The 17335-nt window shown below is 39.9% G+C and carries 11 protein-coding genes; all 11 read left to right on the top strand.

The features are described 5' to 3' along the window. Positions 1 to 4: 4 nt before the first annotated feature. The 11 genes from trpC (at position 5) to rpoB (ending at position 17215) form a co-directional block, all read left to right on the top strand. On the top strand, positions 5 to 895 hold the full coding sequence (trpC, locus tag EA365_05950; protein ID TVQ46208.1) for an indole-3-glycerol phosphate synthase TrpC: 891 nt from the start codon (positions 5 to 7) through the stop codon (positions 893 to 895). A gap of 10 nt (positions 896 to 905) precedes the next feature. Continuing rightward, on the top strand, positions 906 to 2051 hold the full coding sequence (locus tag EA365_05945; protein ID TVQ46207.1) for an alanine--glyoxylate aminotransferase family protein: 1146 nt from the start codon (positions 906 to 908) through the stop codon (positions 2049 to 2051). A gap of 65 nt (positions 2052 to 2116) precedes the next feature. Beyond that, positions 2117 to 3802: a DUF3685 domain-containing protein gene (locus EA365_05940; GenBank protein TVQ46206.1), complete on the top strand. Its 1686-nt coding sequence runs from the start codon at positions 2117 to 2119 to the stop codon at positions 3800 to 3802. 76 nt (positions 3803 to 3878) lie between these two features. Beyond that, positions 3879 to 4376 (top strand): shikimate kinase, encoded by a 498-nt coding sequence (locus EA365_05935; GenBank protein TVQ46205.1) that lies wholly within the window; start codon positions 3879 to 3881, stop codon positions 4374 to 4376. 78 nt (positions 4377 to 4454) lie between these two features. Next, positions 4455 to 5522 carry a glycosyltransferase family 2 protein gene (locus EA365_05930; protein TVQ46204.1) on the top strand — a complete coding sequence of 356 codons (1068 nt, stop codon included), beginning with the start codon at positions 4455 to 4457 and terminating at the stop codon, positions 5520 to 5522. A 128-nt stretch (positions 5523 to 5650) separates the two neighbouring features. After that, entirely contained in the window at positions 5651 to 10675 is a 5025-nt protein-coding gene (locus EA365_05925; GenBank protein TVQ46203.1) for a hypothetical protein, read from the top strand. Positions 10676 to 10875: 200 nt separating this feature from the next. Then, positions 10876 to 11325: a DUF29 domain-containing protein gene (locus EA365_05920; GenBank protein ID TVQ46202.1), complete on the top strand. Its 450-nt coding sequence runs from the start codon at positions 10876 to 10878 to the stop codon at positions 11323 to 11325. A gap of 423 nt (positions 11326 to 11748) precedes the next feature. Then, positions 11749 to 12642, top strand: coding sequence for a DUF1092 family protein (locus EA365_05915; protein TVQ46201.1), 894 nt, complete (start codon positions 11749 to 11751; stop codon positions 12640 to 12642). Between the two features lie 132 nt (positions 12643 to 12774). After that, complete coding sequence (locus tag EA365_05910; protein TVQ46200.1) at positions 12775 to 13074, top strand: 30S ribosomal protein S20; 300 nt, start codon at positions 12775 to 12777, stop codon at positions 13072 to 13074. A gap of 28 nt (positions 13075 to 13102) precedes the next feature. Continuing rightward, positions 13103 to 13894, top strand: a complete 792-nt coding sequence (locus EA365_05905; GenBank protein TVQ46199.1) for a TatD family deoxyribonuclease — start codon at positions 13103 to 13105, stop codon at positions 13892 to 13894. Positions 13895 to 13909: 15 nt separating this feature from the next. Continuing rightward, positions 13910 to 17215, top strand: a complete 3306-nt coding sequence (rpoB, locus tag EA365_05900) for a DNA-directed RNA polymerase subunit beta (protein ID TVQ46198.1) — start codon at positions 13910 to 13912, stop codon at positions 17213 to 17215. Positions 17216 to 17335 lie beyond the last annotated feature (120 nt).

Raw genomic sequence — 17335 nt, 5'->3', positions numbered from 1 at the left:
ATACATGGAAATTAGACGTATTAACCCTAGTCCCACCGTAGCAATTAGTAGCCTAAGTTACAAAATAGCCGTACCAGAAGCTGAACCCAAAAATATACTCGAAAAAATAGTTTGGCACAAAGAAGCAGAAGTAACCAAAAGAAGAGACAAATTACCTCTACTAGAATTAAGGAAGCAACTGCAAACATTACCACCTCCATTAGACTTTCGCCAAGCTTTATTAGATAGCACCCTCAAACCAGCTTTAATCGCGGAAGTAAAAAAAGCTTCCCCTAGTAAAGGGGTGATTCGTCCTGATTTCGATCCAGTGGCGATCGCTCAAGAATACGCCCAAGGTAATGCAACCTGTCTGTCTGTATTAACAGATGAACAATTCTTTCAGGGAAGCTTTGAATACCTCGCTCAAATTCGTCAAGAGGTATCTCTACCCCTACTCTGTAAAGAATTTATCCTCTACCCTTATCAAATCTATCTCGCTAGATGTAAAGGTGCTGACGCGGTTTTACTAATAGCAGCTATTTTGAGTAACCAAGACTTGCAATATTTCCTGAAAATTATCCAAACTCTAGGAATGACAGCACTAATAGAAGTACACACCCTAGAGGAATTAGATAGAGTCTTAACCCTAGATGGTGTAAACTTAATCGGGATTAATAATCGCAACCTCCAAGACTTTAGCGTTGAACTCGATACAACTATTAATTTACTAGCAGCAAGAAGTACAGAGATTAAGAAAAAAGGGATAATCACCGTGAGTGAATCAGGATTGTACGATAATGCAGATATTCACAAGGTTCAACAAGCAGGAGCAACAGCAGTCTTAATTGGAGAGTCTCTGGTTAAACAACCTTCACCCTCTGAAGCGATCGCAGCTCTCTATAAACACAACCAATAAGGAGTAAAACATGGAAGATAAACAATTATTACTCATCCCCGGACCTACACCAGTACCTGAAAAAGTCCTCCTAGCTATGGCTAAATCTCCTGTCGGTCACCGCAGCGGAGACTTTAGCAAAATTATCGCTAGAGTAACCGCTAAACTCAAATGGATACACCAAACCCAAAATGATGTCCTTATGCTCGCCGCTTCTGGTACAGGTGCGATGGAAGCGGGTATTATTAATTTCCTTAGTAAAGGCGATCGCGTTTTAGTAGGGAATAACGGAAAATTTGGGGAAAGATGGGGTTTAGTTGGTAAAGCTTTTGGCTTAGAGGTTACTGAAATTACCGCAGAATGGGGTAAACCCCTAGATCCTGAAGATTTTCGTGCTCAACTTGAAGCCGATACCGAGAAAAAAATCAAAGCAGTGATTATCACCCACTCGGAAACCTCCACAGGTGTTCTTAATGACCTAGAAACCATCAACAAATACGTCAAAAACCACGGCGAAGCTTTGATTATCGTCGATGCAGTCACTAGTTTAGGTGCGGTTAATATCCCTATCGATGAATGGGGCTTAGACGTTGTAGGTTCTGGGTCACAAAAAGGCTACATGATTCCCCCTGGTATGTCATTCGTCTCTGTTAGTCCTAAAGCTTGGAAAGCTTACGAAACCTCTAACCTACCTCGCTTTTACTTCGATTTAGGTGCGTATCGCAAAGCCACTAATAAGGATTCTTCACCCTTTACCCCTCCTGTTAACCTCATTTTCGCTTTACAAGCAGCTTTAGAAATGATGGAACGTGAAGGGTTAGAGAATATCTTCGCTCGTCATCAACGCATTACTCAAGCTACTCGCGCGGGAATTAAAGCTTTAGGATTACCTCTACTCGCTCCCGATAACGCAGCTAGTACCGCGGTTACCGCTGTTATGCCTACTGGAGTAGATGCTGAAGCGATTCGTAGTACTATGAAAAAACGCTATGATATCGCCCTCGCTGGTGGACAAGACCATCTTAAAGGTAAAATCTTCCGTATCGGTCATCTTGGTTTTATCTGTGAGAGAGACTTACTCACCGTTATGGCTGCTTTAGAAGGAACTCTGCAAAGTTTGGGTTATGATGGAGTAAATCCTGGCGCTGGTGTAGCCACAGCAGCTAAGTTGCTCTAAAATCAAAAAAAATGTTAGCCAAGGTTAGTAGCCTTGGTTAATTATATAAGTATTAATGCCAGACAATGACAAACAGCCAACGGTTACAAATACTCTTAGTAGATGATGATCCTATTTTCGCGATCGGTTTACAAACAGCTTTACGAGAACAAGGTTACACGGATATCTTAATCTCTAATCAGGTTACTACCGCTGAGTCAGCTTTAAGTCTTATTGCTAATAATTTGCCAGATTTAGTTGTTCTGGAATTAAATCTACGTTTAGCAGATCCCGCGCAAATATCTGGGATACAATTCTGTCAAGAAGTCCACCGTCAATATCCTAATTTACCTATTTTTTTATTAACTTCTCAAACTAATCCTGAGTTGTTGCTTACTGCTTATAATCTAGGAGTTAAGGGTTATTGCGTTAAAGGAACTCCCCTTACTACCGTCGTTAGAGGTTTGAGAGAGGTAGCTAGTGGTGGTAATTATTGGCAAAGTGCACAAAATATTCAAACAATTACTCCGAAAAGAAAATCTCAAAAATGGTTACAAGTTCAACGTCGCGTTGGTTTAGAACAAATCGATAATAGTCTCAAAAAAGTTAATCACTCTTTGAGTAATTCTAATCTCCCTGTATTAGATTGGCTATTTTGGAGAGGTCGTCGTCGTGAATTATTATTAGCTCGTTGGTTAGTCAATCAGTTATTACCAGTAGAGTATGTAGTTATCGATAATCAGGTGGTTTCTGCATCTAATATTGTCAGTGATTCAACCTCAGCAATTGTCCCCAATCCTCAAGCATCTTTAATACCTTCTCAACAAACACAAATTAATAAAAATAATATCTATGAAAAAACTCTCGCTCAAATTCAGTCGGGAGTAGATAACCTCACTAAAAGTCCTTTAGAAATAGATATTCTGCGCACCAAACCTAAAAAAGAATTACTTTATCTGGTTTATAATCAAGTTATACGCACCGTTGATAAGTTAAAGTTTACTAATACTGATGAAGAGGAATTATTAAATAATATTAATCTAATTATTAAGGACTTGTGGCAAGTTTCTAGTTTTGATTTTATTACTAAACATTATGCTAATATTTTGACAGAAAAAGTACAATTATTAGATATTTTACTAAAAGAAGCTGAGTTTATTAGAGAAGATTTATTAGATAAAATTCCTTTTAAATTAGAAGTTTTTCAGTACTTAATCTCTGAAGAAATAGAGCCAGAAAAAGTTCAAGCCAGATTAGATATTTTATGGCATAATTTAATTATTGAAATAGCTAATGGGGTGATGTTAACTATTTTAAATAATTTTCTCGATGAAGAAATAATTCAACCAGATATCTATCAACATAAGATAATCTCCTCTAGAGATATCGCTAAATTTCGTAATCGTTTGTCCTGGAAATATCGTCGGGAAAAATATTTAGAAGATCCTCAAAATATCTTTGAAGATCAATACAAGGTTTACTATTTTGATAAGGGTGGTATTCTTAAAACCTATATTAAAGCTTGTCGGAAAAATGAATTAAAACAGTTAAAAGGTTTCCGTTGGTGGGTAACTATCGCAGTAGAAGCGCGAGACGCGATCGCCCCTGGTATCGTAGCTTTAATCGATTGGTTGGGCAGAATAGTAGTTTATTTACTTACAGAAGTAATTGGAAAAGCGATCGGTCTTATTGGTAAAGGATTTGTCCAAGGAATCGGTAACGCTGTACAAGAAACCCGTTATCGTAATCGTAACTCTAATCGTTTAAAATAAAAGATTAATATTGAGAAAATTGACAACAGTGACATTAAGCGATCGCCTAAAAGGAATTAATATTTATCTAGTGGGGATGATGGGTACTGGTAAAACCACCATTGGTCAAATTTTAGCCCCACAATTAGACTATCGTTTCTTTGATTGTGATCATCTCTTGGAAAAAGTAGCCCAAACTAGTATCCAAGAAATCTTCGCTACTCAAGGAGAAATCGCTTTTCGTGAGTTGGAAACCCAAATCTTAAGTCAATTATACGCTTATACTCGCTCGGTTATTGCTACAGGTGGAGGAATAGTCTTAAAACCAGAAAACTGGAGTTATTTACGTCATGGGTTGGTTATTTGGTTAGACGCTTCTGTAGAATTACTTTGTCAACGTTTAACCGCTGATCAAACTCGACCTCTTTTACAGAATACTGATTTAGAAGCTAAATTAACTGCTTTATCAAAACAAAGACGTCATCTCTACGCAGAAGCAGATCTACAAATTATTATACAACCAGAACAAACTCCAGAAGCGATCGCCTCTGAAATTCTCGCACAAATTCCCACAGTTTTAAAACCAGAGATTTAGTCTAGGTAATTAGAGTAACCTATTATGAGTGACATACTCCTACGTAGTACAAGCTAAGGTATTTGACGTTTTCAAATTATGAAACCCATTACTAAAAAGTTCTCTTTTACCCTAGATGATATTATCCTTCCCCAACAACTTCCCCCTTTAGTCTTAATTGCTTTTAATCGACCTGATTTATTAACAATAGTCACCGAAGGTATTAAACAACAATCACTCCAACCACAACAAATTATCGCTTTTGTAGATGGTTATCGTCAAGAAAGTGATAAACCCTTGATTGCTGAATGTGTAAAAATCCTGGAAGATTTAGCAAAATTTACGCCCATTGAAATTGTAAGCAGAGACTCAAATTTAGGCTGTGATCGCCAGATTCTCACCAGTTTAACCGAAGTCTTAGCAACTTATCCTAGTTTAGTTTACTTAGAAGATGATATTGTTCCCAATCCCTGTTTTTATGACAGAATGTGTAGATTATTAGAAGCTTACCGCGATTGTGAGGAAGTATTTTCTCTTAGTGCTTACGCCAATGTTCCCCGAGGATTTGCTCAGATTATTAACACAGATTTTATGGTATCTAATCGGGTTTTTTGTTGGGGTTTAGCTACTTGGGCTAATCGTTGGCAAAAATTAGACTTAATCAATAAACCACCCCAATATAACCCCTTTGGTAAATATTATGATATACCCGCTAATATTCAAACCAAACTCACTATGGTTAATCAATTTTGGTTAGAAAGAAATCAGCAAACAGACTGGAACATCAGCTTTAATTTAGGGGTTTTATATCATCAAGGAGTACATATTATCCCCATGAAATCTTTTATTAAAAACATCGGTTTTGGACACCCTCAAGCCAAAACTTATAAAAGTAATGAGCCTGATTGGGTGAACAGTGCTTATGACGCTAATAGCATCCCCAACATTCTACCAGAAAATTTAGCCTTACCCGCACCTCTGCAAGATTATTTAACACCAACAGAATTAAGTAAATATCTGCAAGCAAAAAACCTGTGGCTGAGTCTAGATGATCTAATAAATCTCTGGCGAAAATATCCCAATTGGCAACTACGTTTATTTTTATTAAGTTTTTTTAAGGCTAATTTAGCTTTACTCTGGAGTCGGTGGAAACGCGGAGGGAAATGAAGAATTAAGAATGAATGCCTTGCCCATAGCGCTATAGTAAAGATTAACTAAAATAATGTTAGTCATCCTGCAGTTTAGGGAATAATAAATATTGGGTATTGTATTTCCTCTTTATATGGAGTACTAAGATGACAACAACAATCAGCTGGAATATTAATAACAATGGCGAATGGACCGTAAATAGTAATTGGAGTCCAAATAGACAACCTGATAGTAACGACGTTATCGAAATTAATCGACCAGGATTTTTACCAACTATTACCCTTGATAATCAAAATCAGGCACAGATTACCATCAAGGAGTTAACCACAAAAGAGCCATTTCTCTACAAAAATGGTCGTTTAACTACCAATGCTAACTCAGTAATGACCTTTGACGGAGATTTAGTACCAGGTGGTGATGGTGTAGATACCAAGAATTTCATCAATCAAGAAGGTAATCCCGATGGTTTTGTCGATGATTTAAGTGTTTTAGGTCAACTATCAAATTCTTTAAATGATGGCAATGGTTTTATTAACTTCGGGACAATCAATATTATTAACGGTGGTTACCTACTGTTAGGGGAAGCGACTAATCAACAACTTGGTAACGAAGGTACAATTAACGTTGGTGATGGAACGAGCAAAGGACGTTTAGCTTTTGGCAGTAGCGGCTGGTATAATACAGGTACAATCAATCTCAACTCAAACTCAGAACTAGTACTAGGGGGATCTTTTATTCTTCCTGCTCTTACTTCTGGAACTATTAATCGCAACAACGTTAACAATACCAAAATAATTATTGTTGGAACTCTAGATCTTTTCAGTTCGCCTTTAACCCTTAATAGTAATACTGGTAACTACATTCTTCAAGGTGGTACTATTATTGGAACAAATATCACTCAAACATCACCTCACAAATTAGAGTTTACTTCTTTTGACCAAGCAGGTGGTGGAAGTAATACACTGCAAGGACTACAAAGTTTAAGTGGAGACCTTGATTTAACACCTGAAGGATCAGCAGTAGTTTTAAGAAATCTAGCCAGTCCCACAGCTATTCAAGGTAATGCTAACTTAGGTAAAAATGCTCAGTTAGTTATCGAGCGCACCTCTGGTACAGCATCATTTAATACAACTTTTCTAGAAACAGTTAATCTCGGGGAATCAGCTAGCTTACGAGTTAGTGCTAAGGATGCAGGTTTTGGAGGAACAAGAACAGTAACACTAAGTATGTTGAACGGTTCTCAGGTTAACATGAATGCACCTGGGGCTACCATAGGTAGTGATATAGTCTTTAACGGTGTTGAAAACAACCAAGGGATAGGGATATTTAATAACTTTGGGACAATTACTGCTACAGGTAGTGGTAATAGAATCATTAATCCCGATCAATTTATCAATGCTCGTGGCGCTTCAACAGGTACAGTTGTCGCTCAAAACGGTGCTAACCTACTGATAGGTGATACCAACGTTAAACAAAATGGTGCAGCAGGTGCGGATAGAACCTTTAGAAATAGAGGAGTCCTCAGGGTTAATGGCGCTACGGTTACCTTAATAGGGGATTTTGCTAATGAATCTAACGGTGTTATCGACTTACAAGCTAATAGTATTCTCAAACTCCAAGGACCATTTAACCCTTCAGATATAACTACAGGAACTTTAACCAGAAATGCTAGCAGCAGAGTAGAAATCATCGGAACACTACAACCTGATGGAGCAGATACAACCCTTAATCTAAACAATAAAGGTGACTTTTTCCTCAATGGTGGGGTAATTAATAATGTCAACGTATCTCAAACCCCTACAGCACAATTAAGATTTGACAACAATAATAATAATGTTATCCTCAATAACGCTGTTGTCCAAAATACCCTGAATCTCACCAATCCTAACGCTGTTGTTACTCTACGCAATGGAGGAAGTTTTACAGGTACTGCGACTCTAGGTCCTAATGCAGCTTTGGTGGTTGATGATACCGATCAGACTGTAGTAGATAAAGAAATCAACTTCGATGATCAGACCTTTATTCTCAGTGGTAATGGCGCGGTATTTGGACCACAAGCTACTGATACGGTTATTTTGGGTGTAGATGCTACAGTACAGTTAAACGCCCCTGGTACTTCTATTACTAGTGATTTAGGAACAAAAACAGGATCAGGGATAGGTACAGGTACAATTGTTAACAATGGTAACATTACTAGTACTAGTACTGGTAATATTCGTCCTGACAGATTCAACAACCAAGGAACTGTTAGCGCTTTAGCAGGAAGTACTTTGACAGTAGGTGGAACTACTCCAGCAGGAAGTGTAACCTCAGTAGTTAACTATAATAGTGGTAATAAAACCCTAACTGGTGGTACTTGGCAAGCGATCGATGGTACTTTAAACCTTAACAGTATTCCTGTAGAAAATAATGCCGCGGCGATCGCTATTTCTGGTACAGGACAAATTCCAGGACTAGGTAATCTACGTACCAACAGCAATAGTTTTAGCCTAGCAAATGGGGCTAGTTTTACCACTGGTAGCGCTTTTACCAATAGTGGTGAATTTGTGATCGCTAACAATAGTACCTTTAACGTCAATAACGCTAACTTTAGTCAAACTAGTGGTAATTTCTCAGCAGATGGTAACCTTACTGCTCAACAAGTTAACATTCAAGGAGGAGAACTTAACCCTGGTGGAACTAATGGAATCGGTGGTTTAAACATTACTGGTAACTATAGTCAAGCTACTAATGGTGTTGTCAATATCGAGTTAGGGGGAACTGGTGCAGGTTCATTTGATAGTCTTAATATCAGTGGTAACGCCACATTTGCTACTGATACTCCCGTTAATGTTTCTCTAGTCAACGATTTTGTACCCCAAGAGGGAGATAGCTTTACCATCTTTGATTTTGCTAATGCGACTAATCCCAACAATATTCAGTTCAATTTCCCAACCTTACCAGGAGAATCACAGTTTACCACTCAAATCAACTCTAACAATATTACTCTAGTTGTTGGTAGTGCTTCGGTTGGTCCTGAAACCCCAAGTACTATAGTTACCACCCTCGATGATCTTGTTGACGATAGCGACGGGTTAATCAGTTTACGAGAAGCGATCGCCTATGCAAATACTGGGGATACCGTTACCTTTGATCCTAATCTCAACGGTGGTACTATTACCTTAGCAGGAACAGAATTAGCGATCGATAAATCCCTAACCATCAACGGAGATATAACCAACGATAACAACCCCAATATTACCGTTAGTGGAGGTGGACAATCTCGCGTCTTTAATATCGATGATGGTAATAATAGTGCAAATAGCAACGTAACCTTAAATGGTTTAAACATTATCAACGGTTTTGTAACTGGTTTTGATACTGGAGGTGGAATTAATAGTACAGAGCTTCTCACCCTCAGCAACAGCACTATTAGTGGTAACTCCGCTTATCGTGGCGGTGGGGTACGTAGTAGTGGTCTAACGTATTTTAATAATATTACTATCAGTGGTAACTCCGCTTATCGTGGCGATGGCGGTGGGGTATCTAGTAATGGTACAGCATCCTTTAGCAACAGCACCATCAGTGGTAACAGTGCTTATAATATAGGCGGTGGGGTATCTAGTAATGGTACAGCATCCTTTAGCAACAGCACCATCAGTGGTAACAGTGCTTATAATATAGGCGGTGGGGTATCTAGTAATGGTACAGCATCCTTTAGCAACAGCACCATCAGTGGTAACAGTGCTTATAATATAGGCGGTGGGGTATCTAGTAATGGTACAGCATCCTTTAGCAACAGCACCATCAGTGGTAACAGTGCTTATAATATAGGCGGTGGGGTATCTAGTAATGGTACAGCATCCTTTAGCAACAGCACCATCAGTGGTAACTCGGCTTCCTTCGGAAATGGCGGTGGGGTTAATAATTATGGTGGTCTAGTATCCTTTAGCAACAGCACCATCACTGGTAACCGTGCTTATATTGGCGGTGGGGTATTTAGTAATGGTACAACAAATATTAACAATAGTACCATTACCAATAACATTGCTTCATCTAACCAAGGCAGTGGTATTGCCTCTTCAGGTTTTGCAGGTGTACAAACCATAGTAACTTCTAGTCTCGTTTCTGGTAATAATAATACTGATGTTGATTTTACTGATGATACTACTAACACCTTTATCAGTAATGGTCATAACCTGATTGGGGATGGTAATGCTGTAGATGCTTTCAATCAAGCAACCGATATAACCGGTAACACCAATCCAGGTTTAGGATCTTTAGCTGATAACGGAGGACCAACCTTTACTCACGCTATACTAGAAGGTAGTCCAGCGATTGACGCAGGTAGTAATCCTGATAACCTAGAGTTTGACCAACGAGGGGAAGGATTCCCACGGACAAAAGGTAACGCTACCGATATTGGAGCTTTTGAAAGTGATTTTACTGCTATCATTACCCAACCAGGAGTAATTCAATTCAGCTCAACCAACTTCTCAGTAATCGAAGATGGAACAGTAGTTGAAGCTATAACCCTAGTCAGAAGTGATGGTAGCGATGGGGAAGTAACCGTAACCGTTACCCCAACAGGTGATACAGCTACAGCAGGAGATGATTTTGACCCCACACCAGTAGTAGTAACCTTCAATGATGGACAAATCGAAGCTACAGTAACCATACCCATCGTAGATGATGACATCGTCGAAGGAGACGAAACCGTCAACCTTACTCTCTCTAATCCTACCAATGGAGCAACCTTAGGAGCAGAAGCTAACGCAGTACTTACTATCATCGATAACGACTTCCAAGCAAGTACAGGTCGAGATAATATAGTAGGTACTCCTGGAAACGATACTATCACTGCTTCTACAGGTCGTGATACCTTAACAGGTGGTCTTGGTAATGATACTTTTGTCTATAATCGCCTTACCGACGCGGGAGACATTATCACTGACTTTACACCAGGTCAAGACTTACTAGATTTCAATGGAGTCATGGAAAGTATCGGTTTTAGCGGTAGCGATCCTTTAGCTGCTGGTTATATCACCTTCAGTCAAAGTGGTCGTAATAATACTCTAGTAAATATTGATGCCGATGGTAGTATTGGTTCTGCTAGTCCACGTGCTTTCATTCTCTTACAAAATGTTCAACCTAGCGCTTTAGGTATTGATAATTTTGTTCCTTTTAGCTAAGGTAGATTACTTCTTAGGCTAGATTCCCCCAATCCCCCTTTTTTAAGGGGGCTTTTTTTGAAGAGTTTGTTATCATCAATTAAAGCAGTACGCATCTGGAGTGTTTGACATTTTTGAGTCGTGAAACCTAGTATTAGCTAACATGAGTGCAAGAGCGCGTAGCGCTATAACCAGACATGATCTAATTTATCTTTTGGACTATGGTACAGCCAATTAATCTTCAGACACTTTATCAACAAGACTATTATCAATGGTTGGAAATGACTCTTAAACAAATTAAAATGAAAGAGTTAGATAATGTGGACTGGGAACATTTACTTGAGGAAATAGAGTCTTTGGGGAGAGAACAAAAACACAAAGTTGAAAGTTATCTCAGACAACTGCTAAAACACTTACTCCTCTATCAATATTGGCAATCGGAAAAAGTCTATTGTCAAAGAGGATGGGCAGAAGAAATTGACAATTTTCGATCTGAGTTAGAAATTTTACTTCGTTCTCAAACCTTATACAATTATACCGAATCTATTCTCTCTTCAACTTATCAAAAAGCTAGACGCAGTGCAATTATTAAAAGTGAACTGACTAACTTTCCCTTTGAATGTCCTTATAGTCTCAAAGAAATTTTAGATCCTCAATGGTTACCTAATTAATCTCAAAAAGACGGATTAGTAAGCGATCACTTTAAACAATTTGCTTAAAAAATACCTTGAAAGCCTTTTTCATCAGCTGCTTTTTGCTCAAAAGTTAGTAGTGTTGTCTAGCCATTTTTGGCAGCAATCTGTTGAATTAAATAGTCAGAAAAATCAGCTTGCCCTTATTCGTAGGATCTCAGAGCTTTGAGACAACAATCAAAATTTTCAATGTCAAAAGCCGATACAGATAAAATTTTATTGAGAGTTGCCAGTCTATCGCTTTTGGCAATTTTATAAAAGGATTGTCAAGAAATATAGCGCTACGGACTTTGATAATGCCGAAAGAGCCGAAATCTTTTTTTCCTCAATAGCGAAACATTAAAAATTTATCTTGAGAAGTTCATGCTAGAATAAGATCTTGCTGCTACTAATTTCTTCCTTATGGGCTTAATTTGGGAACTAGATTTTTACTCACGACCACTATTAGACGACGAAAAGAAAAAACGCTGGGAAGTCCTTATCTGTGAAAGTCCACAGCAAATAGATATCGAACCCGATTCTATTTATAGATATGCCCAATTTTGCCCTAGTACAACCGTTAACTCAATTTGGTTAGCCGAAGCGATCAACAAGGCGATCGCCGAAAGTGGCAAAACCCCCACCAAAATACGTTTCTTTCGTCGTCAGATGAAGAACATGATCACCAAAGCTTGTGAAGAAATCGGTATTGACGCTGTACCGAGTAGGCGTACCTACACCTTAAACCACTGGCTTAAACAAAGACTAACAGAATATTATCCTACTTTAACAGGTTATGACTCCCAAGCTGCTAGTAGCGCTACCGTACAATATCCCGAACTAAACGCGATCGCCCTTCCCGATGCAGTCAGAGGAGACAAAGGAGATAAATGGGCTTTAGTTAGCCTACCCGTCAAAGACTTTCAGGAAATGAATCAATGGGATATCGCCTTTGGGGAAGCTTTCCCTCTTTCTATGTACAATCTTGACCCCGATTTAGCCATACCAGGTTTAATTATTTTCTCTAGTCGCGCTATACCCCTAGCAGGTTGGTTATCTGGTTTAGAATTAAGTTACTGCTACCTAGATGACATAACCCCTTCGGCACGTGAACTACTCAAACAAGTTTATAGATTACGCTTAGAAACAGGAGTAAGCGATAGTTGGATTTTAGCCGATATCACCGATGAGGGTAGCCTAGCCGAAGCTAAAGGCTTTAGCAACGCCAAAAATCAGGTACAACAAATCCACTTTTTAGCCATCCAATCCAGCCCCGAAGCAGAATCTTTCGCAGGATTTTGGTTACTCCAAGGTTAGTGGAATTGTGCTATTATAAATAATTGGGTTAAAGAAAAGATTAACTCTTGCGAGAAACAAACTTAAAATGATATAATGTCATTTCTGTAAAATTTTAAACCAACTAGAGTAAACTTTCAGACTAAGATAACAGTGGCAAACATAAAATCAGCAATCAAAAGAGCGCAACTATCAGAGCGCAACCGCCTGCGGAATAAAGCCTATAAATCAGCGGTAAAAACCCTCATGAAAAAATACTTTCAAGCAGTAGAAGTTTATCAGACTAATCCTAGCCAAGAAAGTAAAGAAACCCTAAAACAAGCGATGTCAGACGCTTATAGTAAAATAGATAAAGCAGTCAAAACTGGGGTATATCACCGCAACAACGGAGCGAGAAAAAAAGCTCGCCTAGCTAAAGCCCTCAAACAAGTGGAAACAGCACAATCAAGCTAACCCTAAAAAACCCGACAAAAAAGAGCAAATGCAGTTAATAGACAGCCATGTTCACCTCAACTTTGAGGTATTCCAACAGGATATAGACTTACTGCAAGCTCGTTGGCAACAAGCAGGAGTTACCCAATTAATCCATTCTTGTGTCGAGCCAGGAGAGTTTAAAAGTATCCAAAGCCTAGCAGATAGATTCCCTGAGATCTCATTTGCTGTAGGCTTGCATCCCTTAGACGTCGATAAATGGCAAGACACAAGCGAACAAGAGATTAAAGAATTAGCCAAATCAGATAGCCGAGTCGTCGCCATTGGAGAAACAGGGCTAGACTATTATAAAGCGACAAATATAAAAGAGCAGCAAGAAGTATTCTTAGCTCAATTAAATATAGCCCAAGAACTAAATAAACCACTTATTATTCATTGTCGAGACGCAGCCTTAGACTTGTACAACCTGGTTAAACAAGCAAACAAGCCGACAGGAGTAATGCACTGTTGGGGAGGAACACCAGAAGAAACAGCATGGTTTTTAGACCTAGGATTTTATATCAGCTTTAGTGGAGTAGTAACCTTTAAAAATGCCAAACAAGTACAAGAGAGCGCTAAAATAGTACCAGCCGAAAGATTACTAATAGAAACAGACTGTCCCTTTTTAGCACCAGTACCCAAAAGAGGGAAAAGAAACGAGCCTGCCTACGTAAGATACGTCGCTGAATTTATAGCCGACTTACGCCAAGAAGAAGTAGAGACATTAGCCAGTCAAACCACAGCCAACGCGATCGCCCTATTTGGACTCGATAAGAGTGGCAAGAGCGTTGACAACCTATAATAAAAACACACAAACATGAGCAATACCAATCAAAATCTCCTCTTAGACTTAATCGAAATTCAACGCTCAAGCTTTCGCTGGTTTCTCGAAGAAGGGTTAATCGAAGAACTAGAAAGCTTTTCACCCATTAGAGATTATACGGGTAAGCTAGAACTACATTTTATCGGCAAAGAATATAAACTTAAAGAACCTAAATACGACGTAGATGAAGCCAAACGTCGAGATAGTAGCTATGCAGTACAAATGTACGTACCAACCAGATTACAAAACAAAGAAACAGGAGAAATAAAAGAACAAGAAGTATTTATAGGTGACTTACCATTGATGACAGAAAGAGGAACATTCATCATCAATGGCGCAGAAAGAGTAATAGTCAACCAAATAGTTCGCTCACCTGGAGTATATTTTAAATCAGAAGTAGATAAAAACGGCAAAAGAACCTACTCAGCCTCATTAATACCCAATCGAGGCGCTTGGCTAAAATTTGAAACCGACAAAAACGGCGTAGTGTGGGTGAGAATAGATAAAACCCGCAAACTATCAGCCCAAGTCCTGCTAAAAGCGATCGGCTTAAGCGATAATGAGATCTTTGACTCCTTGCGTCACCCCGAATTCTACCAAAGAACCTTAGAAAAAGAAGAAAACCCCACAGAAGAACAAGCCCTCATAGAATTATACAAAAAACTAAGACCAGGAGAGCCACCCACAGTAGCAGGAGGACAACAACTACTCGAAGCTCGTTTCTTCGACAATAAGCGCTACGACATAGGCAAAGTAGGACGCTATAAACTTAATAAAAAACTACGTATTAACGTACCAGAAACCGAAAGAGTCCTTACCAAAACCGACATACTCGCCGTCATCGACTACCTAATCAATCTAGAATTCGATATGGGTAGCGTAGATGATATCGACCACCTCGGTAATCGTAGAGTACGTTCCGTAGGAGAATTACTGCAAAATCAGGTAAGAGTAGGCTTAAGTCGCTTAGAAAGAATCATCAAAGAAAGAATGACCGTAAGCGAATCAGACACCCTTACTCCCACCTCATTAGTTAACCCCAAACCCCTAGTAGCAGCCATCAAAGAATTCTTTGGCTCATCCCAACTCTCCCAATTTATGGATCAAACCAACCCTCTAGCAGAATTGACCCATAAAAGAAGAATATCAGCCCTAGGACCTGGAGGATTAACCCGAGAAAGAGCAGGATTCGCCGTCAGAGATATCCACCCCTCACACTATGGACGCATCTGCCCTGTAGAAACACCAGAAGGACCAAACGCAGGCTTAATCGGTTCACTAGCAACCTACGCGCGCATTAATCCCTACGGCTTTATCGAAACCCCCTACTATCGGGTCGAAAACGGTAAAGTACGCAAAGACGAACCCCCCGTGTATCTAACCGCAGACGAAGAAGACGACCTCAGGGTAGCACCAGGAGACGTACCAACAGACACAGAAGGAAATATTCTCTTTAATACCGTACCAGTACGCTATCGACAAGAATTCTCCATCACTACCCCCGAACAAGTGGATTACGTCGCCGTATCCCCAGTACAAATCGTCTCAGTAGCAACCTCCCTCATTCCCTTCCTAGAACACGACGACGCTAACCGCGCCCTCATGGGTTCTAACATGCAGCGACAAGCAGTCCCCCTATTACGTCCAGAACGTCCTCTAGTGGGTACAGGCTTAGAAGCCCAAGCAGCTAGAGACTCAGGTATGGTGATTATCTCCCAAACCCATGGAGTGGTAAGTTACGTTGACGCAGAAAGAATCAGAGTCAAAGTAAGTCCGACAGAAGCCCAAGTAGAAGGAGAAGAAAGAGAATATACACTGCAAAAATATCACCGCTCCAACCAGGATACCTGTTTAAATCAACGCCCTCTCGTATTTCCAGGAGAAGAAGTCTGTAGAGGACAAGTACTAGCCGATGGCTCTTCCACAGAAGGAGCAGAATTAGCCCTAGGACAAAATATCCTAGTAGCTTATATGCCCTGGGAAGGTTATAACTACGAAGATGCCATCTTAATTAGTGAACGCCTAGTTTATGATGACGTCTATACCAGTATCCACGTGGAAAAACACGAAATCGAAGCCCGTCAAACCAAATTAGGACCAGAAGAAATTACCAGGGAAATACCTAACGTAGGAGAAGACGCACTGAGAAATCTAGACGAAGACGGGATCATTCGTAAAGGTGCTTGGGTAGAATCAGGAGATATTCTCGTCGGGAAAGTAACCCCCAAAGGAGAATCAGATCAACCACCAGAAGAAAAACTCCTCAGAGCCATCTTTGGCGAAAAAGCCAGAGATGTGAGAGATAATTCTCTACGCGTACCCAACGGCGAAAAAGGACGTGTCGTAGATGTCAGAGTCTTTACCAGAGAAAAAGGCGATGAACTACCCCCGGGAGCTAATATGGTAGTAAGGGTTTACGTAGCTCAAAAACGTAAAATCCAAGTAGGAGATAAAATGGCAGGACGTCACGGCAATAAAGGGATTATCTCCCGTATCCTGCCCATCGAAGATATGCCCTATCTCCCCGATGGCACACCCGTAGATATCGTCCTCAATCCTTTAGGTGTACCAAGTAGGATGAACGTGGGTCAAGTGTTTGAGTGTCTCTTAGGTTGGGCAGGAGAACATCTAGGGGTAAGATTTAAGATTACGCCATTTGACGAAATGCACGGTCAAGAAGCATCACGTAACACCGTAAATGGTCTCCTGGAAGAAGGCGCTCAGAAAAGAGGCAAAAATTGGATTTATAATCCAGCACACCCAGGCAGAATAGAAGTACATGATGGTCGCACAGGAGAAGCTTTTGATCGCCCAGTGACCGTAGGTAAAGCCTATATGCTCAAACTAGTTCACCTGGTAGATGATAAAATACACGCCCGCTCCACAGGACCATACTCACTCGTAACTCAACAACCCCTAGGCGGAAAAGCCCAACAAGGAGGTCAACGCTTCGGAGAAATGGAAGTATGGGCCCTAGAAGCCTATGGAGCAGCCTATATACTCCAAGAGATACTCACAGTCAAATCAGACGATATGCAGGGACGTAATGAAGCCCTTAACGCGATCGTCAAAGGTAAACCCATACCTCGACCTGGAACACCAGAATCATTCAAAGTGTTAATGCGGGAACTACAATCATTGGGTCTAGATATCGCAGTCCACAAAGTAGAAAACGCAGAGGATGGCAGTAGTAGAGATGTAGAAGTAGATTTAATGGCAGATGTCAGAGGCGTTCGTACCCCTTCTCGTCCTACCTATGAATCCTATAGCAGGGAAGACTTCGAAGAGTCAGAAAAATAGGGAAATGAAGAATGAAGAATGAAGAATGAAGAATTAATTATTTTTCGCTCATTCTCAATTCTAAATTGGGAATAACACCGCTCCACCACCTAACCCCGTTCCACCTAAAACCATTCAACC

The organism is Gloeocapsa sp. DLM2.Bin57 (genome assembly GCA_007693955.1).
GTDB lineage: Bacteria > Cyanobacteriota > Cyanobacteriia > Cyanobacteriales > Gloeocapsaceae > Gloeocapsa.
Note: the sequence above shows the minus strand (reverse complement) of the source record. Positions and strands in the feature narration are given on the sequence as shown.

Bases quoted from the DNA above. Each gene is read 5' to 3' on its own strand.
- trpC (TVQ46208.1), top strand. From the start codon at position 5: ATGGAAATTAGACGTATTAACCCTAGTCCCACCGTAGCAATTAGTAGC.
- EA365_05945 (TVQ46207.1), top strand. From the start codon at position 906: ATGGAAGATAAACAATTATTACTCATCCCCGGACCTACACCAGTACCT.
- EA365_05940 (TVQ46206.1), top strand. From the start codon at position 2,117: ATGACAAACAGCCAACGGTTACAAATACTCTTAGTAGATGATGATCCT.
- EA365_05935 (TVQ46205.1), top strand. From the start codon at position 3,879: ATGATGGGTACTGGTAAAACCACCATTGGTCAAATTTTAGCCCCACAA.
- EA365_05930 (TVQ46204.1), top strand. From the start codon at position 4,455: ATGAAACCCATTACTAAAAAGTTCTCTTTTACCCTAGATGATATTATC.
- EA365_05925 (TVQ46203.1), top strand. From the start codon at position 5,651: ATGACAACAACAATCAGCTGGAATATTAATAACAATGGCGAATGGACC.
- EA365_05920 (TVQ46202.1), top strand. From the start codon at position 10,876: ATGGTACAGCCAATTAATCTTCAGACACTTTATCAACAAGACTATTAT.
- EA365_05915 (TVQ46201.1), top strand. From the start codon at position 11,749: ATGGGCTTAATTTGGGAACTAGATTTTTACTCACGACCACTATTAGAC.
- EA365_05905 (TVQ46199.1), top strand. From the start codon at position 13,103: ATGCAGTTAATAGACAGCCATGTTCACCTCAACTTTGAGGTATTCCAA.
- rpoB (TVQ46198.1), top strand. From the start codon at position 13,910: ATGAGCAATACCAATCAAAATCTCCTCTTAGACTTAATCGAAATTCAA.